Source organism: Gilliamella sp. G0441 (assembly GCF_050589305.1).
GTDB lineage: Bacteria > Pseudomonadota > Gammaproteobacteria > Enterobacterales > Orbaceae > Gilliamella.
Map to the genome: position 1 here is coordinate 124,489 of NZ_JBNRJF010000001.1, position 25,661 is coordinate 150,149.

A 25,661-nucleotide genomic window follows, 5' to 3' on the forward strand; every position below is an offset into this window, starting at 1 on the left:
TTTTCCTTACATTATTAATCAATAGTTAAATCACATTTTATACTTATTATTTTAATATCAAAGCGAGCATATTTAAAATTAGATCTAGATCACAAACAATAAAATTGGTAATTAACAATTTTCAATTTGTCGATAAGATAAGCTAACTGTATTTTTTATAAGGAACTTAAAACGATGTCGTCAAAGATCAGAGACTATAATAAGTTGGCTGTTGATATTTTGAATGAGTTAGGTGGTGAAGATAATATAGTCACTGTCGCTCGTTGTGCAACACGTCTACGCTTAGTGACACAAAAAACCCCCGAAAATGCCAAGGAAAATATTGCTAAATTTCCTGGTGTCATAACCGTTGTTGAAAAAGGCGGACAAATTCAGGTAGTTATTGGCACAAATGTCGATAAGGTCTACAATGCTTTTATACAATTAATTAAAACAGATAATAAAGTTGCAAGTGTCGAAAATAAAAATATATTAAATCTTATCATTGCAACAATGTCAGCAGTATTTGCGCCTTTTGTTTATGTCCTAGCTGCATCAGGAATATTACAAGGGATTCTAATCTTAATTAAATTAGCCTTTCCTGATTTCGGAACGACAGGCACTTACCAAGTATTCAATTTCATTTCCTGGGCACCGTTTGCTTTTTTACCTATTTTTATTGCTATCACCGCTTCACAACATTTTCGTTGCAATATTTACATCGCTGTAGCGTGTTGTGCAGCTCTATTATCACCAACATGGGCTGAACTGGCTGCACTCATCAAATCAGGACAAGAAATTAATTTATTTGGTTTGGCATTGTCTGAAACTACTTATACATCTACGGTTTTACCCCCTTTATTCTTAGTTTGGTTGTTATCGTATTTAGAACGATTTTTAGAGCCACGTTTACATAGCATCATCAAACCACTCCTGATGCCTCTTATTTGCTTAGTCATTATGGTACCTCTTACTTTGCTCGCTATCGGTCCGCTGACTGCAAATGCCGCACATTATATTGCTAATGGCTACAACTGGATTGTTAATCTTGCACCATCTGTTGCAGGTGGTTTAATCGGTGCTGTATGGCAGGTGTTTGTTATTTTCGGTGTTCATTGGGGAATCACACCAGTTATCATTGAAAATATTAATCAATACGGTCAAGATTCATTCCAAGCTTTCCAAACCATAGCCGTTATTGGTCAAGTGGGCGCAGCATTAGGATTCTATATAAAAACCAAAAATAAAGATATGAAAGGCGTTTCTTTATCCGCTTTTGTTACCGGGATTTTTGGTATTACTGAACCAGCTATATATGGTGTGAACTTACGTTACAAAAAACCATTTATTTACGGCTGTGTATGTGCTGCTTTAGGTGGCATTGTTGCGGGATTCTTTACACCTTATTACTATACCTATGCCGCTTTACCGGGTCCATTAACCATAGTTAATGCAATTAATCCTGAACATCCCGGCTCATTTATAGGCGTTTTAATCGGTTCAGCAATTGCCTTATTTGGTCCGGTATTGTTAATTCAAATTTTAGGTACCGGTGAAACAAAGTCATCGTCAACTGAGCAGATCGAAGATGATACGCCGAAAGTTTTAGTTGATGAAATTAAAATTACAAGCCCGATGACAGGTAAAGCGCTACCATTAAGTGAAGTTCCTGACCCTGCCTTTGCTCAAAAACTAATGGGTGAAGGTATTGCTATTGAGCCAACGGATAATCACGTTTACGCCCCTGATGACGCGAAAATAACTGCTGTATTTGAACGTTCAAAACATGCTATTGGTTTGACATTAAATAATGGTATAGAACTATTAATTCATTGTGGTATCGATACAGTGAATTTAAAAAATAACGAATTTAATTATCATGTAACATTAAATCAAGAAGTTAAAAAAGGTGATTTACTTATCAGTTTTGATCCTGATGCTATCAGAAAAGCAGGTTATCCGTTAATCACCCCAATTATTATTGTCAATAGTGCTGAGTATCAGCAAATTACATTAACCGATAAAATAGATGTTACAACTCAAGATATAGTATTTGACATTAAGCAATAACAAGGAACACAGATATGAAGCAAAAAACTTTTTTATGGGGCGGTGCATTAGCTGCTCACCAATTTGAAGGCGGATGGAATGAAGGCGGTAAAGGTCCAAGTGTAGTTGATGTTATGACAGCCGGTGCCCACGGTGTTCCAAGACAAATTACGCAAGACATTGAAGCAGGAAAATTTTATCCAAATCATACGGCAATCGATTTTTATCATCACTATAAAGAGGATATTAAACTATTTGCGGAGTTAGGTCTTAAATGCCTCCGTACATCAATAGCTTGGACAAGAATTTACCCAAAAGGTGATGAATTACAGCCAAATGAAGAAGGATTACGTTTTTATGATGCAGTATTTGATGAATTAATTGCCAATGGAATTGAACCGGTCATTACCCTATCCCATTTTGAGATTCCTTTACATATTGCACGTGAATATGGGGGATTCCGAAATCGTAAAACGGTTGAGTTTTTTGAGCGATTTGCGATCACCTGTTTTGAGCGTTATAAAAACAAAGTTAAATACTGGATGACATTTAACGAAATCAACAATCAAATGGATACGAGCAACCCTATCTTCTTTTGGACTAATTCTGGCGTGCAAGTCAAAGCTGGCGAAAATCCGCAAGAAGTCCTTTACCAAGTTGCTCATTACGAACTCTTAGCCAGTGCTAAAGCCGTTATCGCGGGTAAAAAAATCAATCCAGACTTTCAAATTGGTTGTATGATTTCTCACGTACCAATCTATCCATACTCGTGTAATCCGGAAGATATGATGGCTTCCGAGATTGCAATGCATCAACGATTCTTCTTCCCTGATGTTCATGTCCGAGGTTATTATCCTGCTTATGCATTAAAAGAGTTTGAGCGTGAAGGTTATAAACTTGATATTACGCAAGAAGATTTAGCATGTTTGAAACAAGGCACAGTTGATTACATTGGTTTCAGTTATTACATGTCAACAGTCGTTAAAGCTGATGTCAATAATGATAACCGTGACAATATCGTTAATGGCGCTTTACCGAATGCGGTAGAAAATCCTTATATTAAAAGCAGTGACTGGGGATGGCCAATTGACCCGGAAGGTTTACGCTATACATTAAACCGTTTATATGATCGCTATCAATTGCCGTTATTTATTGTAGAAAATGGTTTCGGGGCAATTGACCAACTCGAAAATGGTCATCAAATACATGACCAACCTCGAATTGAATATCTAGGTGCACATATCAAAGCAATGTTAACAGCAATGGACTATGACGGGGTCGATGTTATTGGGTATACCGCATGGGGAATTATAGATGTTGTATCCTTTACCACTGGCGAAATGAAAAAACGTTATGGTGTGATCTATGTTGATCGTGATAACGAAGGTAATGGTAGCATGAAACGATATAAGAAGGATTCCTTTGATTGGTATAAACAAGTCATTCAGACCAATGGAAAAAGTTTGGAATAAGACTTAGTTAAGCCAAACTCATTTATGGGGATTTTGTGATATTTCAATCATCCCCATAAATTCAGCTTAACGCCTTAATGCTTTAAATAGCTAAAAAGGAAAGATTAACTGTTTGTCTAATTGTGGATCAATAAGGGTGACATGAAAGCCGATTAACCTCACTCCCCTATCATTACGCCGTTCTTGCCAAACTTTGTACGCTTGTTCAATCAAATCTTGTTTATCCAACTTTGCCCAGACATGTTCTTGTGTCGTAAGTTGAAAATCATCAAATTTAAATTTTACCCCTTGTCTGGCTATTGATAAATCCGTTCTGACTTTACTTAATCGTCTTTCTAACTCTTCATAAAGTGGATCGAGTTGCAATAAACAGTCATCCCAAGTATGAATATCATCAACTAAAGTACGTTCAACCCCCACTGATTTACGTTGCCTGTCATTACAGACTTCACGCTCATCAATGCCTTGACATCTTTCATAAAGCACTCGACCAAACTTACCAAATTGATTAAGTAATTTAGTTAAATCATATTTCAAGACGTCTTGGCAATTGAACAACCCTAATTCAGCCAGTTTTTTTTCCGTGACTTTACCCACACCTGGAATCTTTTTAAGAGGAAGTTGCTGTATAAATTGCTCGACTTCATCAGGCGTAATCACATATTGACCGTTAGGCTTGTTCATATCTGAAGCAATTTTAGCTAAAAATTTAAGTGGTGCAACACCGGCTGACGCAGTTAACCCCAGTTCATTAAATATAGCTTCACGAATATCTTTGGCAATTAATGTTGCCGAACCATGACAAAGTTGACAATCTGTCACATCTAAATAGGCTTCATCAAGTGATAAAGCCTCGATTGCTTGAGTATAACGCTGAAAAATCTGATGAATCTGGTTTGAAACTTCTTTATAAACAGCATGTCTTCCCGGTATGACTTTAAGATTCGGGCACAACTTTACTGCTTGAGCCATTGGCATAGCACTATGAATACCAAATTGCCTAGCTAAATAATTGGCTGTCGCCACAACACCTCGTTTACGAGGATCTCCTCCTACTGCAATGGGGATGTTACGGTATCGAGGGTTGTCACGCATCTCAACTGCCGCATAAAAACAATCCATGTCAACATGAATGATTTTTCGCATAATCTGAATGATAGCATCTAAAATATAACTGTATAAATATACAATATCATACCTTAAATGCTTGTGCAATCAGGATATCAACTACTCAAACAATTTATCAAAATCCATTAAACCTTTTTTATCATAAGGATCACCAATCCAACGTACTGATTGTTTAAATTTAGGATTGACTAAACTTTTTTCAGGCTGATATAAACTGTAACTTAAGCCGGCTAAATCAGACCAAGTGTGAATTAAATCTTGTGAGCTAAATTTTCGATCAACGTAAGCTTGATAATCATTAGGATGCGTTTTTAACCAACTTGGTGATTCCCAAAGTATAAACGGAATGGTATACATCGGTTTGGTTGGTGCTTTTTCATTTCGTCCTAAGACATCATACGGTGGTGTTTGATAAACCTCTTCACCATGATCGGAAAAATACAACATAAAACCGTTATTATGGCTCTGTTTAAAAGTATTAAACAAAGTCGTTATTACATAATCATTATAACTCACTGCATTATCATAGCTGTTGTAGACTTTGGCGTTATCATCGTCAATATCGAATGGAATGCCTGTCTTATCTTGAAAAACGTTATATTCACTATTTTTCGGATAACGAAATTCATATTTCATATGTGTACCAAGTAAATGAATAACAATAAATTTCTTTTTAGCGGGATCGGTTAACACTTCTTTAAAAGGCTGAATTACAGCATCATCATATTGTCTGGCACTTTGGTTACGATCGTTATTCATATAATATTGTTTATCTGTTTGCTTAGAAAACATGGTTAACATCGTATTTCGTTTAGTCATTGTTTGTTGATTGGTAATCCAAAATGTTTTATACCCTGCTTGTTTCATAAGATGAATGAGTGACGGTTGCTTTAAATACAAATCGGGATGCTGTTCATCGGCAAAAGTCAGGGCTTGTTCTAAAATTTCGATCGTATAAGGTCTGGATGAGACAACATCGTTGAAAACCAATAAGTTTGGGTTTTCTTTTCTAAATTGTTCAATCATAGGGGTAGTATTTCGGTTATAACCATAAATCCCCATTCTTGTCCGTGTAGTCGATTCCCCAATAATTAAGACTAATGTTCTCGGTGTATCTCCATTACTATCTTTCAAATTTTCGAATGAAGGCAAAGATTGCAAATTGTTCAGAATATTTTCCATATTAGAAAGTTGTGAACGGTAAGCGATATAGCTGCTCATTAATTGCCAAGGTACTGTCGTTTCCATACGGCTTAATAAATGCGCTCCCGCTCTCTCAAAGGAGGTTTTTTTTACCATTACACTGATTGCTAGTGGCATCAAAGCATAAATAGCAATCAACAATGAAACTATCCACTTAGTTTTATTTTGGACATAAACCGGCTTGACTTGTTTCCAAAGAAATAGCGCCACTAAAATATAGACGACTAATACGGCAATCAATTTAAAACTCAAGTATTGCTGAATATATTCATTAGATTCATTGAAATTTGATTCAGCCATTATAAAAAAAACACTTTGTGAAAACTCCTGCCGATAAATCACAAAATACGCTAACGAAATTAAAGACAATCCGCCAACTATAATCCCAAAAATGGCTGCAATTTTACGAGTATAATTAGGAAAAAATAACACCGGTATCAGCCAAATTAGACTGTAAATAATCGAATCCCTTAATCCGATAAAATTGGAATGTCCCGACAAAGCGATATACAATTGCAAAGCGGATGAAAAATAAGTAAAAAATAATATAATCAAAAATAACGAGGAAAAACTAAATTTCTGATCTGCTTTCAAATTTTGCATAAATATCAATAAAGAATCATGATGAAAAAGTTTTTATAAGATACATTGGGTAGATTAATAAAACCTTAAGCACTCACATTCGATATTGAAAAAAACAATAGCCAACTGTAATCATTAATGCATAAAAGCAATATTAAGCATATTTTCAATGAATATACTGCTCAGCTAAAGATTAATTTTAGCGGATTAAATCGACTTCAAGCCTAATAGCTGAGCAACATGTTGATGTTCTGCACAGGTTAACTTTTTGGGTGAATGATTAAAAATAATCTGTCCTTCATCGACAACTAAACATCGTGAAAAATAATACAAAGATTCATCCAGATAATGGGACACCATCATTAATGTTAATTCAAATTCTTCACAGATTTGATTAACTAATTCAAGCATTTCAAAACGTAGTGATTGATCCAGTGCTGAAAAAGGCTCATCTAAAAGTAAAATCGGACGATGTTGAATTAGACACCTTGCTAAGGCAACTCGTTGACGTTGACCACCCGATAATTGTTCAGGGTAACGTTGATTAAATCCTGTTAATCCAACTTTCGCTAAAATATCATCAATAATTTGCATTTGTGAAATATTAAGCTTTAAAGAAGGTTTTAATCCTAAAGCAATATTGTCTTGAACCGTTAAATGGTCAAACAAATTATTATGTTGAAACAACATAGATACGGGGCGTTTTCCGGGAGTGACATTCGTCATATCTTGATCATCGAGTATTATTTTTCCTGTATCAGGTGAAATAAAACCGGCAATTAAACTCAATAATGAACTTTTACCCGCACCACTTGGCCCAACAATGACGACCCGTTCTTTTGCGGCAATACCAAAATTAAAAAACATTTTAAAATTATCATAATGATAATTAATATGATTGAGAGTGATCATCATCCACCAAAACCAATAAACTAAAAGAGATAATTAATAATATTGCCGCTGTGACACTACCATCTTGATAATGATAATGCGATAGTTGCTCATAGAGGTAATAAGGCAATGTGATGACTGACTGCCCACCAAATAGTGCGATAATGCCAAAATCCCCTAAAGATAAGATAGCCGAAAAAACAAAACTTTTTAACATTAATTTGTTTAATGCTTTATATTCAATCAAATAAAAATGATTCATCCCTTCAATATTTAGTGATTGGCTTAATAGCCAATAACGCTTAGTCACATCAAACATAGGGATAGCAAGGCTTTTAATCACAAAAGGTAATGCCATTAAAGCATTACATAATATTAATAAAATGCAGATAAACCAAGTATTACCTGCATACTGATAAAATAATATAAACAATCCTGACGCTAAAATCATGCTGGGAATCGCTAAAATTAACGAACTGGCTAACATTAATCGATTACTCCACGTTATCTTATGATAAATGAGCAATCGACTATTTGTCCAAAGAATAAATAGTGACATTAACAGGGTTACCAGTGCCGATCCCAATGCAATGAAAAGTGAAAACAGTGTTGCATGTTGAAAGGTTGGCGTGAACAGTGACAAACGGAAAAAATAAACACCATCAATCACAATATTTATCAAAGGAAGTAAAATAAATAATCCCCCCATAATAATCATGATTGAACTTAGCAAGACAGCCAAGCCAGAAACAGGAAAACGATAGTTTTGCTTTATAAAACGCATTGTGACTTGTTTATTATTATTAAACTTTTGCATTATTCCCATAAAGCCTACACAACAAAGCAATTGCAATAAGGAAAGCAAAACCGCTTGAATAAAATCAAAATCACGAATGGATTGATAAATCGCTACTTCAATGGTGGTATATTTTGGTCCACCGCCTAAAGCCAACACAATCGCAAAACTTGAAAAACAGAGCATAAAAATCAGCGATGCCATAGGCAAAATTTGCCGACGAAGATGTGGCCATTCAACCAATCGAAAAAAAGTGTAACCTGAAAAATTTAATTGAGCGGCTAGCTGTTTCTGTTCAACAGGCACACTCATCAGCGTTCGGTAAAACAGACAACAAACATACGGAAAATTTAGAAATATGTGAGCTAATAAAATTCCTTTTAAACCATAAATAGACCAAGAAAAAGGCCTGTCTAAATATGTAAAAATGCTAGAGAGTAAACCTTGTTGCCCATAAACCGATAAAAGCCCTGTCACGACAACAAGCGCCGGTAAAATGAATGTCACCGGCATTATTCGTAATAATAACCTTTTACCCCAAAACTCAACCATGGATAGAGCCTTTGCCATTAGAATAGCTAAGATAATAGATAGACATGTTGATAGTGTGGCTTGATAAAAAGTTATCCACAAAATATGTAATAAATAGCTATCAATATAACTATTTATCTCACCTGAGGTTATCGCATAATAACAAATGGATAATAGCGCACTCCCCAGAACAACAATTATTCCGCTTGAGGCAATAATACCCGGTATTAATGTTCTAAAATTCAACATGCAACTATCTTGGATTATTTACTGATTGCTGACTGCCATTCACGAATCCAAGATCTTTGTTCTTTTTCAACTTGCTCAGGGTCAAATTCTAACGCCTTTGTGACAGGCTTTATTTGCTGATAAGCCTCAGGTAATGTCGTTTGAATAATCGGGTACATTACATTCTTTTCAGCAATTTGACGTTGTACTTCAGGTTTGAGTAAATACTGTAAAAAATGACGTGCTAACTCAGGTTGCTGACTGTATTTGATAATACCTGCAACTTCAACTTGACGATAATGTCCTTCATCAAAAATTGCTGCTTCATAGCGATGATCATTATTCATAATATGAGCAATCGGCGATGTACTGTAACTTAAAACAAAATCAGCTTCACCTTTCAAAAACATTCCATAAGATTCACTCCAACCTTTCGTAACGGTTACCGTATTTTTTGCGATCTTTTTCCATACATTAGCGGCATCATCACCATAGATTTTTTTGATCCAAAACAATAAACCTAGTCCTGGCGTACTGGTTCTTGGGTCTTGATAAATAATGCGCCAATTGGCTTTATTATCAACAAGTTGTTGCATACTATGTGGGGGAGTTTTTATTTTATCTTTGTTATAAATAAAAGCAAAATAACCAAAATCATAAGGAAGAAAATCATTATCCCACCAATCAGTGTTAAGATTATCAGGCTTATTGATTTGATGAGGAATAACAATATTAGCTAACTTAGCTTGTTGTATGATGTTATTGTCTAATCCCAAAATAACATCAGCATTAGTCTTTTTCCCTTCGAGCCGGATCCGATTTAAAATAGATACACCATCTCCTAACGAAACGATATCCAATTGACAATCACACTCCGCTTCAAAACCTTGCTTAATGGCTTCACCAGGCCCCCACTCAGACATAAAAGAATTATAACTATAAACGGTTAAAGTTGGCTTGGCATTGGCAGTAGAAACAATGAAAAAAGATGAAAGAACAATGAATAAAAGAAGATTATTACGAAACATTTTGCCTCCAAAATAGTGAATAAAAGACAAAAGGTTTGAGCAGACATAATAACTCAAATCCCTCCGCTGGCATGATCCAGATCAGGTTCGACGGGTTATGTTAATCAACATTCTCAGCCTTTTGGGCACCCCGTTGAGAACAGGTGATTAGTTTAGTAGGTCGCAGTTTGATTGTAAATAAATATTATCGATGAAATAAGGAGATTAAGGGGTTCTAGCTTTAAATTTTCAGTCACTTTATTAGCTACAGCAATCAAACTTAAAACCAATATAAACTTCGAGTTTCTTCAAACATCACTCCTTGATAACTCAAAAAACTTATTCAATTTTTAAAAATAAACTTCATCACCATCTTTATAATTATTGTTAGTCATCTTGAGATTAAAATAATAAACTAAATATAATCATAATTTCATTATTTAATTTTAAGAAATGTGAATAAAGATTAAGTTTTTATTTAAAAAAAAGTAGATGTTACTCTATCGCTTTGTATATAATGATTAAATCAGTTAGTTAATAACGATTAAAGGATTAATTATGTCTCAACTTTCAAAAAAACCTCGCTGGATGCGTGATCTGATACGCTATTTACCATCAAAATCTCAATTTGTTTTAACCGGAAATATCCATGATTTACAAAAATATAAAGACAGTACAGGATCAATTATTTCAGAAAAATTAGAATTATTAATTTTTCAAGTGTTAAAAGATGCGAAGTTTAGCCATGTTTTAATGTGGAATTCAAATTCCGGATTTGAAGAAATTCAAACACCAAGTTTACCTGCTGTTAACAGTGATGAAATATTTAAACGACTTAGATTGAACGCCCTTCATAAATCAGATTCAGCTAAAATAAATCATTTAAGCAATACGTTGGATGAATTAGTCAGTTACAATGAACAACCAGTTGCTTTAATCATCGACTACCAATCTCATTTAAGTAAAGACCATCATAATTTAAGTTTTAGTGAGCATCAGCTTTTTGCCCGTAGTCTTGCCTTATCAAAACAAGAAAAACCAAAATTAATAGGTTCAGATAATAAATTATTTTTTAATACGATTATTTGGTTAGTCGAAAACGAAAGCGCACTACCTGATTGGTTACTAATTAATAATCCTAACATCAGGCATATCCCGATAACAACAACCAATTATGCAACGAGAATAAAAACAACTAATGAATAGTATTTATTTGATGTCAATTTTATTGGTTAATCAATTGGTGAAAAACTTACTCAATTAGAAAAATTTATCTACGACAATACTGCACTTGAAACGGCATTAAAACTGAAGAGCGACCAAACGATTAATAGAAACATTGAAAAACTAGGCCAACTGAATCGTTTTTGTACAGTTGCCACTGATTCAAGCAAAAGATAATGATTTGCAATTTTTACAAAAACGAGCTTTGAGTAAAAAACACTCAAACAGCTAATCAAAACCCTGTTAAACTAAAGTAAACGACATCATCTGAGCCGTGACAAGTGTTTACTTTATCGGTATTATATTGGGCATTTATGATAATTGATTAGGTTTAGTGTGAATATTCAACAATTACTAACTCAACGTGTTTCGCAAGCAATGATAATGGCCGGTGCTGATAATAACTGTGATGCCTTAATTAAACAATCAGCTAAAGTACAATTTGGCGATTATCAAGCTAATGGCATCATGGCAACCGCCAAAAAACTAGGAATGCCACCAAGAGCGTTGGCGGAAAAGGTTTTACAACATCTAGATATTGATGACATTGCCGAAAAAGTCGAAATTGCTGGCCCCGGTTTTATTAACATCTTTTTAAAAAATAGTTGGATTGCTCAACAAAATGAAGTTGCACTGAGTAGCGATAAACTGAATATTACCTTACCTGCAAAAGCACAAACGATTGTTGTAGACTACTCAGCACCGAATGTTGCCAAAGAGATGCATGTCGGTCATTTACGTTCAACAATCATCGGGGATGCCACTGTACGAGTTTTAACTTTTCTTGGTCATAATGTTATCCGTGCTAACCATGTCGGTGACTGGGGAACACAATTTGGGATGCTCATTGCTTATCTGGAAAAAATGCAAAATGAACATGCTAATGATATGCAACTATCCGATCTGGAATCGTTTTATCGAGCAGCAAAAAAACATTACGATGAAGACGAAGTTTTTGCTGAAAAAGCACGTAATTATGTTGTAAAACTGCAAGGTGGTGATGAATATTGTCGTGAAATGTGGCGAAAATTGGTCGATATTACCATGACGCAAAATATTGCGACTTACAAACGTTTAAATGTCACACTTTCCGTTGAAGACACCATGGGCGAAAGCATTTATAACAAAATGTTACCCGGCATTGTGGCAGATTTAAAACATAAAAAATTAGCGGTAGAAAGCGAAGGTGCAATCGTTGTATTTTTAGATGAATACAAAAATAAAGAAGGCGAACCAATGGGCGTGATTATTCAAAAACGCGACGGCGGTTACCTTTATGCAACAACCGATATCGCCTGTGCTAAGTATCGTTATGAAACATTACACGCCGATCGCATACTTTACTATACCGACTCACGTCAGCATCAGCATTTAGAACAAGTTTGGACAATTGTACATAAAGCCAAATATGTGCCTGATTCTTTAAAACTCGAACACCATATGTTTGGTATGATGTTAGGAAAAGACGGTAAACCGTTTAAAACACGATCAGGTGATACGGTTAAATTAAATGATCTTTTAGATGAAGCGACTGAACGGGCAAAAGTCTTAATTCAAAGTAAAAATCCAGAACTCACTGAACAAGAATTAGCACAAGTCGTCGATGCCGTTGCTATTGGTGCGGTTAAATACGCTGATCTTTCTAAAAATCGTACCACTGATTATGTTTTTGATTGGGACAATATGCTTTCTTTCGAAGGTAATACGGCACCCTACTTACAATATGCTTATACTCGTGTGTTATCGGTATTTAGAAAATCCAATATTTCAGAAGATGACTTATCGGGAAGTATTATTTTAGAAACAGAAAAAGAACGCGCATTAGCCACACGATTAATTCAATTTGATGAAACTATATCAGTGTTAGCAAATGAAGGCACGCCTCATGTGCTTTGTGCTTATCTTTATGATATCGCAACGCTTTTTTCAAGTTTTTACGAAAACTGTCCTATTTTGACAGCCGAAAATGAAAACCTAAAATTAAGTCGCTTAAAACTGGCTTCTTTGACAGCAAAAACACTGAAAATTGGGTTAGATATGTTAGGCATAAAAACCGTTGACAAAATGTAGCATTTAATAGAATAAATTGAATGGATGCTGAAAAGTAATATGAAAAAGTTTATTATTCGTCATCAAAATAAATTGATGGCTTTTTTATTACTTTTAATAGCCATTATTGCTGTTCGGCTTTATCCCCATCCACCATTATCGGAATCATTCACCTTTTCAACACGTTTTTATGATGAAAAAGGTGAATTGATTCGTATGACTTTAGCTAGTGATGATCGTTATCGAGTTTGGACTCCCCTAAAAGATATTTCACCTGATATTATAAATGGCTTATTATTACATGAAGATCAATGGTTTTATTATCATATCGGTATTAATCCTTTTAGCTTAGTGCGAGCATTTTCAGCCACTTACTTGGGTGGCGGTAATCGTCAAGGTGCATCAACAATTACGATGCAACTCGCCCGAATGCATTGGCGATTAAATACCAAAAATATATTTGGAAAGCTAAATCAAATAGCCAGAGCAATTCAATTAGAACTAATGTATTCTAAAGAGGAAATACTTGAGGCATATTTAAATTATGCACCTTTTGGACGAAATATCGAGAGTATCGGCGCAGCTTCTTATATTTATTTCAATAAGCCACCTTCAGAAGTTAATTTACCTGAAGCACTTACATTAGTGGTATTACCTCAATCACCTACTTATCGAATTGATAGAAAAACAGGTCTTGCAGGCAAAGCACTCATTAAAGCTCGGAACAAATTATTTGAACGTTGGCAACAACATTATGAAGTCGATGAAGATATTGCTGCGCTTTTTTCTCAAAAATTGATTTTAAGACAACCCGAAAAACTTCCCTTCAAGGCTCCTCATTTTGTTAATCAAATCATTCAAAATCAAACAAGTAAACCTTACACGATAACAACAACATTAAATAGTAATCTACAAAATATCATTAAAGGGCAAGTTAACTTATTCATTGAGCGTAACCGATCAAAAGGCATACAAAATGTATCGATTATTTTAGTTGATACCCAAACAATGGAAGTAAAAGCATTGCTCGGTTCCGCTAATTATTTTGATCCGCATATTCAAGGACAGGTCAATGGAACATTAGCAAAACGCTCACCAGGATCGACCTTGAAACCTTTCATTTATGCCTTAGGAATTGATCAAGGAATTTTACATCCTCGAACAATTTTAAAAGATGTTTCAACAGACTTTGGTTTTTATACCCCTGAAAATTTTGATCTCAATTTTCGTGGTCCTATATCCGCAACAGATGCATTAATCCATAGTCGTAATATTCCTGCGGTAACTGTAGCATCACAATTACATCATCCAAGTTTTTATCAATTCTTAGTGAATTCTCATATCACAAAATTAGCCGATGAAAAACATTATGGGTTATCGTTAGTTTTAGGTGGAGGAGAAGTTACTGCTCAAGAACTAGTAGGCTTATATGCCATGCTTGCCAATCAAGGTAACTGGCAACCACTCAAATTTATAAAATCAGATGATCAAGATAAGCCAGAAAAGCAACTAAGTCCAGAAGCTGCATTTATGACAATGGAAATGTTGAAACAAAACACTCGTCCAAAAGATATATTAAGCAAAATGCAGAGAAATGTTTTACCTGTAGCCTGGAAAACAGGAACCTCATGGGGATTTCGCGATGCATGGACGGCGGGAGTATTTGGTCATTACGCTATGGTGGTATGGCTCGGAAATTTTGATGGAAGTGGAAATCATGCCTTCATTGGTGTAAATGCAGCGACGCCACTATTTTTTAACATTATTGACAGTATCAATGGATATTATCCTAATTTACGTGAACCTAACCGCACTTTGCCGACAAATATGAAACGAGTCGACATTTGTCTTACAAGTGGAAATTTATTAACTAAATGGTGTAAAGCAAAAGGAAAAACATGGTTTATACCCGGTGTTTCACCTATTAAGCCCGATACGATATTTAGACCTATAATGATTGATAATAAAACGGGGAAAGCTGTTTGTCCTCCTTATGATCCCAAAACATCGCACTTAGAAGTTTTTGAATACTGGCCATCAGATTTAGCTGCAATATTTGCTAAAGCAGGACTTCCAAAAAAATCGCCACCTAAAACATCCCATTGTGCTTTAACACAAAACTATTTAGGCGATCCACCTAAGATCACATCACCACTGAAAAATGTGGTTTATCAATTTCGTTCAACTAAGCAGAAGAATGAAAAAATTAGCTTTACCGCGAATAGTGATGGTAGTGCAAAATCATTATACTGGTTTGTCAATGACAGTTTTATGGGGGAAACTGAGCCTCATAAAGCAATTGATTGGGTTCCAACTGAAAGTGGTACATTTAAAATAACTGTATTAGACGATATGGGTCGAAGCAATACAAGGAATGTCAAAGTCGAGTTACTCAATTAACTTTTATGAATAGAATCAAGCTAGCAATTTTTGCTAGCTTGCTTTTTATAACACTTGTTTGGCAATACAAATATCTAGTTTTTCAGTATGATCCTTTGCAAATGAAGCAAACGCTTTAAAATGAGGAGTTAGGTTATGATTGTTAATTGCCTGTTTAGAGACCCATGTTTCAATGACGATATAAACATCAGGGTCATCAATACTTTGATTAAGTTCATAGCGAATACATCCGATTTCTTTTTGGCTCTCTTCCACTAGTTTTTTAAAAATCGTTTGAAAAGCACCACGAAATTCAGGCTTTATTTTTAGAGTAGCAACTATATTTAACTGGCTCATATAGACCTCTTTTTTGATAACAAATAGTTTAGTGATAATACCAATATAGGTTAATTTAATATCAATAAGTAGACAAAAAAAGATTAATCGACAAATCTCAATTTTTCGACAGCGACTTATTCCTAATAAATAAGCAGTTAAGTTTTTCTTCCTTACAAAATAAATAAAATAAGACTGTGAAGAAGTTAATTCATAGTAATAAAATCTAAAAAATAATACTTTAACTATAACATTTAATTACATATTTACTGAATTTTAAAGCTTGATCTTAATCAAGATATGTTTAGAATTTCTGCCATTAAATAACCAACAAGAGTTTTCCAAACCATGAACCTATGTAAATCAACAATGAGTCGTTTAAAAATTGTTGTTTTTATTTTTGATCCTCCTTTATGGAGGATTTTTTTTAGCTATTATTTTTGATTTTCAAAACAAATTTTAGGTAATTTATCAGTAGAGGCATAATATGACAGACAACAAAAAGATGTTATTAACCAGTCGAGATCAAAGTTTAAAAGCATTTTTAATGAACAAAATCAAGCAAAATGGCGGTTGGGTTAATGCACATATGCACGCTGATCGTGCTTTTACAATTACCGTTGACAGTTTTGACGTGTACCAAAAACAGACATTGATTGAAAAATGGGATACGTTAGACAAAGTCAAAGCCGGCATGACGGAAGAAGACTATTATCGTCATTTTAGTATGGCTGTTGAACGAATGATTGAACAAGGTGTTAGTGCCATGGGCTCATTTGTGGATATAGACCCTATCGCTGAAGAACGTGCAATCAAAGGCGCATTACGAGCACGAGAAACCTATAAAAACGATATCACCATTAAACTGGTGAATCAGACCTTAAAAGGCGTAATTGATAAAGAGGCCCGCTATTGGTTTGATAAAGGTGCCGATCTTGTCGATATTATTGGTGGCTTACCTCGCCGTGATGAACGTGATCATGGTGAAGGTATGGGACTTAAACATCTAGATGTATTAATGCAAACAGGCAAATCTTTAGGCAAAATGGTGCATGTTCATGTAGATCAATTTAATTCATCCGATGAGATAGAAACAGAGCAATTAACAGATAAAACCTTAGAACATGCAATGCATGGTCGTGTAGTGGCAATTCATAGTATTTCAATTACTGCCCATAGCTTAGAATATCGTCAAAAATTATACAAAAAAATGAAAGAAGCCCAAATGATGGTGATTGCCTGCCCGTTTGCGTGGATTGACAGTCCAAGGCGTGAAGAACAAGGCCCAACCCGTAACTCCTTAACCCCTGTTGATGAATTAGCCGCCGCTGGAATTCCTGTTGCGATTGGCACCGATAATGTCAGTGATTATATGCTCCCCTTTTCAACGGGTAACATGTGGGAAGAGCTAAAACTGTTAGTAACAGGATGTCGATATACCGATTTAGATAATGTGGTTAACGTCGCCACTCGAAATGGACGTAAAGTGCTGGGACTTGAGTAATTAACGCAAGGCGTTATAAATCAGTTTGTTAAAACAGATTATCCCTCTTTAGAGATTAAGATTCCCAACAACGCTGAAATTGTTGGGATTTTTACTATTATTGAACAGCATCAATGATTAACGATGCTTTTATTCTGATAAAAAATTAAGATCCAGCTCGATAATTTGGTGGCTCTTTGGTTATTAGCACATCGTGAACATGGCTTTCTTTCATGCCAGCGCCGGTTATTCGATAGAATTTAGATTGCGTTCTTAACTCATCGATAGTGGCACAGCCAGTTAATCCCATACAAGAACGTAATCCTCCCATTTGTTGGTGAATGATTTCTTTTAATGGGCCTTTATAGGCAATACGGCCTTCAATACCTTCAGGAACTAATTTATCAGCGGCATTATCAGATTGGAAATAACGATCAGATGAACCTTTCGCCATTGCGCCAAGTGATCCCATACCTCGATAAGATTTATAAGCTCGACCTTGATATAATTCGATTTCACCAGGGGCTTCTTCTGTTCCAGCAAACATTGAGCCAACCATAACACATGATGCACCTGCGGCAATGGCTTTAGCAATGTCACCCGAAAAACGAATACCACCATCAGCAATAACAGGAATATTATGTCGTTGAGCCATTTCAACTGCATCCATAATGGCACTAATTTGTGGCACACCAACACCTGTCACAATACGCGTAGTACAGATAGAGCCTGGACCAATACCGACTTTAACTGCATTTACCCCTGCATCGATTAATGCTTTTGCACCTTCCGCAGTAGCAATATTCCCCCCAATAATTTGTAATTCCGGATACGCTTGCCTTGTCTGACGAATCCGCTCTAATACACCTTCTGAATGTCCATGAGATGAGTCAATCAATAAAACATCAACACCTGCTTCAACCAATGCCGCAATACGTTCTTCATTGCCTGCACCAGCTCCCACAGCAGCCCCTACGCGCAAACGCCCTTTTTCATCTTTGCAAGCATGTGGTTTTTGTTCTGCTTTATTGTAGTCCTTAACCGTTATCATTCCTTTAAGGTGAAATTTGGAATCAACAACTAACACTTTTTCAACACGGTGTTCATGCATTTTTTTCAGCACAATTTCACGTTGTTCGCCCTCTTTTACCGTAACAAGTCGTTCTTTTGGTGTCATGACTGCCGTTACTGGTAACGATAAATCAGTCGCAAAACGAACATCTCGAGCAGTAATAATCCCCACTAACTCTTGAGATTGAGTAACCACAGGAAAACCGGCAAAACCATACTCTTTAGCAAGTTCGATAACATCTCGAATCGTGGCAGTAGGTAAAACGGTCACGGGATCTTGGACGATACCACTTTCATGCTTTTTCACCCTTTTTACATGGTTAGCCTGAGCTTCGATTGACATATTTTTATGAATAAAACCAATTCCGCCTTCTTGAGCTAGGGCGATGGCTAAATCGGATTCAGTCACCGTATCCATTGCAGCTGACAGCATCGGAATATTGAGTTTAATTGTTTGGGTTAGCTGAGTAGAAATAACAGCAGTGTTGGGTAATACCGTGGAGTGGGCAGGAACTAATAACACATCATCAAATGTAAGTGCTTCTTTAACTATACGAGACATGACAATATTCACCATTGAGTTGAATTGTTGATAAAATATTGCCGATGTATTCTACTGACTTTTGCGATAAAAGACCAGCGGTATTTTGATTCTTGAAATAGTTTGAACAGTTATCCTTCTTATTATTTCATCAAAAATAATTATATCTCATACAAACTAACCTTATAAAAAAAGATTAATGATCAAACAGCCGATTAATCCACTGACAGATATCACTGTTTCGAGTAAAGACCACGATTTCAATGTTTCGGTAATGCTCAGATTAAAATATTCTTTAAATAACCAAAAGCCAGGATCATTTACATGCGAAAAAACGACACTACCCGCACCCGTTGCAATAACCATTAATTCTGGGCTAACACCCGTTGAAGCAATTAATGGGAAAACAATCCCACCTGCCGTTAGTGCTGCAACCGTTGCTGAACCTAAGGCTAATCTTAATAAGGCTGCAATTAGCCACGCCATAACAATGGGGGAAATAGTCGATCCATGCATTATCTGTTCGATATAAACTTTCACGCCACTATCGACAAGAACTTGTTTAAATGCCCCACCACCCCCAATAATCAATAGCATCATTGCAATAATTTTAATTGAATCAACTAAGCTAGTATTGATGTCTGACATGCTACGGCCACGTAATAAACCAAAAGTGAATATGGCTATTAATACTGATATCAGCGTTGCAATGACTGGATCCCCAAAAAATTCAACATAGGGTAGCAACCAATGCCCATTATTTAACGTCATTTCACTTATGGCTCGGATTGACATTAATATAACTGGAATCAATGCGGTAAAAAGACTGACACAAAAACTAGGCATCTGCTGTTCAGTAAATGTTTTAGTATTATATAGACCTTCTTCAACAGGATGATTAATAGCACGAATAAAAGGTAACTTAGTTAAAATAGGCCCAGCTAGTATGACGGTTGGAATACCAATAATTGTGCCATAAAGTAAGGTTTTTCCCATATCGGCTTTAAATATTTGTGCAATCGCTGTTGGTCCAGGGTGCGGCGGTAAAAAACCATGTGTAACCGACAAAGCCGCTGCCATAGGAATACCAATATATAGCGGAGAGATACCTAAGGTTGCCGCTATAGTCAAAATTAAGGGTAACAATAAAACAAAACCAACCTCATAAAACAGAGCAAATCCAACTATAAATCCCGTAAGTGTCACTGCCCATTGAATCTTTTTATCGCCGAAAGTGGCAATGAGCGTTGTTGCTATCCGCTGTGCACCTCCACAATCAGCGAGTAATTTGCCTAACATTGCACCAAATCCCATAATTAATGCTAAGCTGCCAAGCGTGCCACCGACACCATTTTTGATTGATTTGATGATCTCCATAACGGGCATCCCTTCCAGAACACCGACACTAAGTGCCACCAAAATTAATGCGATAAAACCATTAACTCGCAAAGGTAACATGAGAATCAATAACATCAAGACACCAAAAGCAATAATAATTAATGGCATAATCAACTCCTCTTAATCAACGACATCCAATCTGGTTAAATTGACACAACTAGCCTTAAATACTTTAAACATAATTAGAAAATTGCAATTCAATTAAGATTTGAACACATCGAATTTTATGGGTAAATACGAATGAATTAACAATAAGTATTTACCCACATAGTATCGATATATGTGGGAATGTTAGAGGAAAATTTACACTATTTATTAGAAATGAGAATAAGATCACACTTTCAAATTTAAAGTTCTTTTTGCGCCATTAAAATATAATTTACATCCACATTGTGACCTAATTTAAATTGATTTTTTAAAAGATGATATTCCATACCAATAATGCCTTTAACCGCTAATTTAGATTGCTCAACTAAGTCCATTAATTCTGAAGGTCGAATAAAGCGATTAAAATCATGTGTTCCTTTTGGTACAAGCCGAGCAATGTATTCAGCGCCATAAATAAGTAATAATTTTGCTTTGGTATTTCGATTAATTGTTGATAAGAAAAGTTTGCCATTTGGTTTTAGCAACTTAGCACAAGCATTAATGATGGAGAATGGATCGGGGACGTGCTCTAATAACTCCATACAAGTAATCACATCATAATATTCTGATCGTTCTTCTGCATGCGCTTCAACGGTTTGTTTTTGGTAATCGATAGAAAGACCATTTTGCTCAGCATGCATTTTGGCAACGTTTAAAGACTCCTCCGCCAGATCGATAGCGGTCACTTGCGCACCGAGTTTAGCAAGGCTTTCTGATAAGATGCCACCACCACACCCGACATCTAACACCTTTTTGCCAGTAAGAGATTCGCATTGTTGCAATATATAATCAACACGTAATGGATTAATGATATGCAAAGGTTTACATTGACCATTTGGATCCCACCATTGTGCGGCTAATTGTGAGAATTTATTTATTTCGTTAATATCGATATTTTGTGACATGCTGGCGTTTTTAAAGTGTAAAAAATGGGTTTTACTATATGCTAACTCCAATCAATTATCAATAAAATAGCTTACACTGCCCGCTTTTTATTAACAAAAAAATCCACTTAGTTTAAGCGCTCAAATGATATACTTTTTACCAATAAAAAATAGACAATTAATTTAATTCATAAAAACGGTATAAATATAATATAAGGAAGACAAATTATGATAATCGCGCTAAGAACAAATCGACCTAGTTTAATAAAAATAATGGATATACCAATTATAGGCAGTTTTATCATGTTTATTTTTGCACTGATTCCAATGTTTATTTTAATGATAACCGATGGTGCTTTTGGATTCAGTTATCAAGATCTCCAAACAAATATAATATATTTTATAGTAGGCGTTTATAACTTCATTTTAGCCTTCTTTTTTGGTATCAGTATTTGGATTATGATATTACCTTCCTGGTTACTTTTTACCCTTATCGGTATATTGAAACTCATCGGTTGGATCTAATAATAATCGAATCATTTGATTCATTTTAATGATTGACGCCAATTCTAGTTAAATTTTTAAACAATATTGTCAATGACTGTAATGATTTCTTGTGAATAGTTTGATTTCATGGCATGATTTAAAGTTTTAATTAAGACATAATTTTACTAAACGCAAATTAAACTATTTATTAAGAATCAAAGGAAAATTCATGAGTACAGGTACTATGAAGAAAAGTCATTCCCAATGGAGCTCACGCATGGGATTCATGCTAGCAGCAGCTGGCTCTGCTGTGGGTTTAGGTAATATTTGGAAATTTCCCTATATGGCGGGTGAAATGGGTGGTTCAGCATTTGTGCTCACCTATTTACTTTTTATGTTTATCATTGGGCTACCTATCCTTGTTTTAGAATGGTTGATCGGGCGCCGAGGGCAAAAAAATCCTATTCATACCATGCAAGATGTGGCCGTTTCTGAAGGTCGTTCAAAATTATGGGGCTGGGTAGGAATAATTGGGGTACTTGGTTCATTCTTAATTCTCTCCTTTTATAGTGTGATTGGTGGCTGGGCAACAGATTACATCGTTCTAGCAGCGCAAGGCACATTTGAAGGTGCGAATGGTGGAATAACCGAAAATCTCTTTACTAATTTTCTGGGCGATGTAAATAGTTTATTAATCTGGCATACAGTATTTATGTTTGCAACGGCCTTTATTGTCGCTCTCGGCGTTGGAGCTGGCTTGGAACGTGGCTGTAAGATTATGATGCCTGGTTTAGGTATATTACTCTTAGTGCTGGTTGGGTATGCCGCATATGCCAGCGGTTCTTCTTTCTGGAAGGCTTGCGATTTCTTATTTACACCTAACTGGTCTGCCTTAAATGGCACGGCGATATTAGCTGCTTTAGGTCACGCATTTTTCAGTCTATCTTTAGGTATGGGAATTATGATGGCATATGGCTCGTATTTAGGGAAAGATGTCAATCTACTCTCAACAGCCCGAACAGTGGTCATTTTGGATGTGATTGTGGCGGTTTTATCAGGATTAGCAATATTCCCGCTTGTTTTTGCTAATGATTTACAACCGGGTTCTGGCCCTGGTCTCATCTTTGTGACACTACCAATTGCATTCGGCAATATGGCTGGCGGTTCAATTTTAGGCATATTATTCTTTATATTCTTAACGTTTGCTGCATTAACCTCGTCAATCTCATTATTAGAACCGACTGTAGAGTTACTCGAAGAAAAAACCCATATGGGACGCAAAACGGCAACCATTGTCACCAGTATTATTATTTGGGCTTTAGGTATTGCTTGTATTCTTTCATTTAATAAATGGGCAGATGTCACATTATTTGGTAAAAATATTTTTGATTTACTTGATTACTTAACCAGTAAAATCATGTTGCCAGTAACCGGTTTAGGTACCATTATTTTTGCTGCATGGATGATGAATCAAAAACGAATTCGTGAAGAACTTAATCTAAACGCTTTCTGGTTTAACATTTGGACAATCTTAACCCGTTTTATTATTCCAGTGGCAATTGTTGCTATTCTTGTTTTTGGATTTTTTCCAGAAGGGAAATAGTTAATTATCATCTGCAAAGCCTTGATATTTTCAAGGCTTTCTTCCCACCAAGCTAACAAAAAAACAGCAAACAATTACCAAAATTACTTAATCTCTATTGAAAACCTCATTTTCATTCCCATATAACAATACAACAATAAATCAAACTATTATGACAGTGTTATTCATTTAACAGTTATACCCTTTTGCGATCAAATCTGCTCTTGCAGACGTTGAAAGCATGGATAGCTTTATTAATTAAGGTTATCGGTATAAATTGTTAATTGAATCAGTTAAATATATTAGAGGAACTAGTCAATGAGTAAGCAAGGTACAGAAACTCGTGGATTTCAATCCGAAGTTAAACAAATTCTTCATTTAATGATACATTCTTTATATTCCAATAAAGAAATATTTTTACGAGAGTTAATTTCGAACGCATCCGATGCGGCTGATAAATTACGTTTTAAAGCACTTGAAAATCCTAGCCTTTATGCTGGTGATGCTGAGCTTGGCGTACGTATTTCTGTGAATAAAGAAGCAGGAACTTTAACCATTGCCGATAATGGTATCGGTATGACACGTGATGAAGTTATCGAAAATTTAGGTACGATTGCCAAATCTGGCACCAAAGCATTTTTGGAATCAATCGGTAGCGATCAAGCTAAAGACAGCCAACTAATTGGTCAATTTGGTGTTGGTTTTTACTCTGCATTTATTGTAGCAGATAAAGTCACCGTCAAAACTCGTGCTGCAACTGCTAACGCTGATGAAGCGGTTATGTGGGAATCGGCTGGCGAAGGTGAATATACGATTTCTGATGATAATAAAGAGACTCGCGGTACTGAAATTATTTTACATCTGAAAGAAGATGAAAAAGAGTTTTTAGATGATTGGCGTTTACGCTCAATTATCAGTAAATATTCTGATCATATTTCACTCCCTGTTGAAGTACAAACCATCGACGAAGAAAGCAAAGACGTAAAATGGGAAAAAGTAAACAAGGCTCAAGCCCTTTGGACTCGGAGTAAATCTGAAATTACCGACGAAGAGTACAAAGAGTTTTATAAACATATTTCTCATGATTTTGCCGATCCACTTAGTTGGAGTCATAACCGAGTAGAAGGTAAACAAGAATACACCAGTTTACTTTATATTCCTTCAAAAGCGCCTTGGGATATGTGGAATCGTGATAACAAACACGGTCTAAAACTTTATGTACAACGTGTCTTTATTATGGATGATGCAGAGCAATTTATGCCAAACTATTTACGCTTTGTAAAAGGTTTAATTGACTCTAATGATCTTCCATTGAATGTATCACGTGAAATATTGCAAGATAACAAAATCACCCAAAGTTTACGCAATGCATGTACAAAACGTGTATTACAAATGTTAGAAAAGCTGGCTAAAGATGATAAAGAACAATATCAACAGTTCTGGAGCGAATTTGGCTTAGTGTTAAAAGAAGGAACGGGTGAGGACTATGCTAACCGTGAAGCTATCGCGAAATTGCTCCGTTTTGCTTCTACGCATTCTGATAGCAATGCGCAAACCATCTCCTTAGACGATTATATTAGTCGTATGCAAGAAGGTCAGGATAAGATCTACTACATTACCGCTGATAGTTATGGTGCGGCTAAAAATAGCCCACATTTGGAATTATTCAGCAAAAAAGGTATTGAAGTCTTACTATTATCTGATCGTGTTGATGAGTGGATGATGAGTAATTTAACTGAATTTGAAGGAAAACAGTTCCAATCAATCAGTAAATCTGACGAATCGATTGAAAAACTTGCCGATCAAGATAGCGAAGAACAAAAACAAGCAGAAAAAGAACTTGAACCATTTATTGAACGTGTCAAAGCAGTGTTAGGCGATAAAGTAAAAGAAGTTAAATTAACGCATCGTTTAACCAATACACCTGCAATAGTAACCACTGCAGCGGATGAAATGACCACGCAAATGGCAAAACTTTTTGCTGCTGCCGGTCAAAAAGCGCCTGAAATCAAATATACGTTTGAGATCAACCCTGATCATAAGTTAGTAAAACGTATTGCTGATACACAAGACGAAACAGCATTTAGCGACTGGATTGAATTATTATTAGATCAAGCGCTACTGGCAGAGAAAGGATCATTAAGTGATCCAAGTAAATTTATTCAAACCATGAATAAACTGCTTGCAGAATAATCAATAAATAATAAAACCCGAT

Annotated in this window: 18 protein-coding genes and 1 riboswitch; of the genes, 9 read left to right on the top strand and 9 right to left on the bottom strand. The window is 35.6% G+C overall.

Translation table 11 applies throughout. The annotated features are described in order from the left end of the window. The first annotated feature begins 174 nt into the window (after positions 1-174). Positions 175-2,049, top strand: coding sequence for a glucose PTS transporter subunit IIA (locus tag ACKJXD_RS00580; RefSeq protein WP_430875231.1), 1,875 nt, complete (start codon positions 175-177; stop codon positions 2,047-2,049). A 14-nt stretch (positions 2,050-2,063) separates the two neighbouring features. Beyond that, positions 2,064-3,500, top strand: a complete 1,437-nt coding sequence (locus tag ACKJXD_RS00585) for a 6-phospho-beta-glucosidase (protein WP_220215286.1) — start codon at positions 2,064-2,066, stop codon at positions 3,498-3,500. Between the two features lie 90 nt (positions 3,501-3,590). Here ACKJXD_RS00585 and dinB read toward each other — a convergent pair whose 3' ends face one another. The 5 genes from dinB to thiB all read right to left on the bottom strand — a co-directional run bounded on the left by dinB (position 3,591) and on the right by thiB (position 9,887). Further along, positions 3,591-4,646 carry a DNA polymerase IV gene (gene dinB / locus ACKJXD_RS00590; protein ID WP_430875232.1) on the bottom strand — a complete coding sequence of 352 codons (1,056 nt, stop codon included), beginning with the start codon at positions 4,644-4,646 and terminating at the stop codon, positions 3,591-3,593. Positions 4,647-4,727: 81 nt separating this feature from the next. Then, on the bottom strand, positions 4,728-6,434 hold the full coding sequence (cptA, locus tag ACKJXD_RS00595; RefSeq protein WP_430875233.1) for a phosphoethanolamine transferase CptA: 1,707 nt from the start codon (positions 6,432-6,434) through the stop codon (positions 4,728-4,730). A 186-nt stretch (positions 6,435-6,620) separates the two neighbouring features. Beyond that, the gene (gene thiQ, locus ACKJXD_RS00600) at positions 6,621-7,280 is read right to left on the bottom strand and encodes a thiamine ABC transporter ATP-binding protein (RefSeq protein ID WP_430875234.1); all 660 of its coding nucleotides are present in this window, start codon (positions 7,278-7,280) and stop codon (positions 6,621-6,623) included. A 22-nt stretch (positions 7,281-7,302) separates the two neighbouring features. Continuing rightward, on the bottom strand, positions 7,303-8,880 hold the full coding sequence (thiP, locus tag ACKJXD_RS00605) for a thiamine/thiamine pyrophosphate ABC transporter permease (protein ID WP_220215290.1): 1,578 nt from the start codon (positions 8,878-8,880) through the stop codon (positions 7,303-7,305). A 14-nt stretch (positions 8,881-8,894) separates the two neighbouring features. Beyond that, positions 8,895-9,887: a thiamine ABC transporter substrate binding subunit gene (gene thiB, locus ACKJXD_RS00610; RefSeq protein WP_294826017.1), complete on the bottom strand. Its 993-nt coding sequence runs from the start codon at positions 9,885-9,887 to the stop codon at positions 8,895-8,897. Between the two features lie 40 nt (positions 9,888-9,927). After that, positions 9,928-10,030: riboswitch (TPP riboswitch) on the bottom strand. A gap of 394 nt (positions 10,031-10,424) precedes the next feature. Here thiB and ACKJXD_RS00615 point away from each other — a divergent pair. The 3 genes from ACKJXD_RS00615 (at position 10,425) to pbpC (ending at position 15,539) form a co-directional block, all read left to right on the top strand. Continuing rightward, positions 10,425-11,072, top strand: coding sequence for a hypothetical protein (locus tag ACKJXD_RS00615; RefSeq protein ID WP_220215292.1), 648 nt, complete (start codon positions 10,425-10,427; stop codon positions 11,070-11,072). 354 nt (positions 11,073-11,426) lie between these two features. Further along, the gene (gene argS, locus ACKJXD_RS00620) at positions 11,427-13,160 is read left to right on the top strand and encodes an arginine--tRNA ligase (RefSeq protein ID WP_220215293.1); all 1,734 of its coding nucleotides are present in this window, start codon (positions 11,427-11,429) and stop codon (positions 13,158-13,160) included. A gap of 39 nt (positions 13,161-13,199) precedes the next feature. After that, positions 13,200-15,539, top strand: coding sequence for a penicillin-binding protein 1C (gene pbpC, locus ACKJXD_RS00625; RefSeq protein ID WP_430875235.1), 2,340 nt, complete (start codon positions 13,200-13,202; stop codon positions 15,537-15,539). A gap of 45 nt (positions 15,540-15,584) precedes the next feature. On the opposite strand, the gene ACKJXD_RS00630 is transcribed toward pbpC, so the two are convergent. Next, the gene (locus ACKJXD_RS00630; RefSeq protein WP_430875236.1) at positions 15,585-15,875 is read right to left on the bottom strand and encodes a putative quinol monooxygenase; all 291 of its coding nucleotides are present in this window, start codon (positions 15,873-15,875) and stop codon (positions 15,585-15,587) included. A gap of 466 nt (positions 15,876-16,341) precedes the next feature. Between ACKJXD_RS00630 and ACKJXD_RS00635 the strand changes: the two genes are divergently transcribed. After that, positions 16,342-17,358 (top strand): amidohydrolase family protein, encoded by a 1,017-nt coding sequence (locus tag ACKJXD_RS00635; RefSeq protein WP_430875237.1) that lies wholly within the window; start codon positions 16,342-16,344, stop codon positions 17,356-17,358. A 145-nt stretch (positions 17,359-17,503) separates the two neighbouring features. Here ACKJXD_RS00635 and guaB read toward each other — a convergent pair whose 3' ends face one another. The 3 genes from guaB to ubiG all read right to left on the bottom strand — a co-directional run bounded on the left by guaB (position 17,504) and on the right by ubiG (position 21,399). Continuing rightward, the gene (gene guaB / locus ACKJXD_RS00640; protein ID WP_220215297.1) at positions 17,504-18,970 is read right to left on the bottom strand and encodes an IMP dehydrogenase; all 1,467 of its coding nucleotides are present in this window, start codon (positions 18,968-18,970) and stop codon (positions 17,504-17,506) included. A 162-nt stretch (positions 18,971-19,132) separates the two neighbouring features. Continuing rightward, a complete protein-coding gene (gene gntT, locus ACKJXD_RS00645) occupies positions 19,133-20,455 on the bottom strand; it encodes a gluconate transporter (RefSeq protein WP_430875238.1) in 1,323 nt (440 codons plus the stop codon). 239 nt (positions 20,456-20,694) lie between these two features. Continuing rightward, positions 20,695-21,399: a bifunctional 2-polyprenyl-6-hydroxyphenol methylase/3-demethylubiquinol 3-O-methyltransferase UbiG gene (gene ubiG, locus ACKJXD_RS00650; protein ID WP_430875239.1), complete on the bottom strand. Its 705-nt coding sequence runs from the start codon at positions 21,397-21,399 to the stop codon at positions 20,695-20,697. Positions 21,400-21,606: 207 nt separating this feature from the next. On the opposite strand from ubiG, the gene ACKJXD_RS00655 reads away from it, so the two are divergent. The 3 genes from ACKJXD_RS00655 (at position 21,607) to htpG (ending at position 25,639) form a co-directional block, all read left to right on the top strand. Beyond that, on the top strand, positions 21,607-21,903 hold the full coding sequence (locus ACKJXD_RS00655) for a hypothetical protein (RefSeq protein ID WP_220215300.1): 297 nt from the start codon (positions 21,607-21,609) through the stop codon (positions 21,901-21,903). A 190-nt stretch (positions 21,904-22,093) separates the two neighbouring features. Beyond that, the gene (locus tag ACKJXD_RS00660; protein WP_220215301.1) at positions 22,094-23,467 is read left to right on the top strand and encodes a sodium-dependent transporter; all 1,374 of its coding nucleotides are present in this window, start codon (positions 22,094-22,096) and stop codon (positions 23,465-23,467) included. 297 nt (positions 23,468-23,764) lie between these two features. Beyond that, on the top strand, positions 23,765-25,639 hold the full coding sequence (htpG, locus tag ACKJXD_RS00665) for a molecular chaperone HtpG (protein ID WP_220215302.1): 1,875 nt from the start codon (positions 23,765-23,767) through the stop codon (positions 25,637-25,639). Positions 25,640-25,661: the final 22 nt, after the last annotated feature.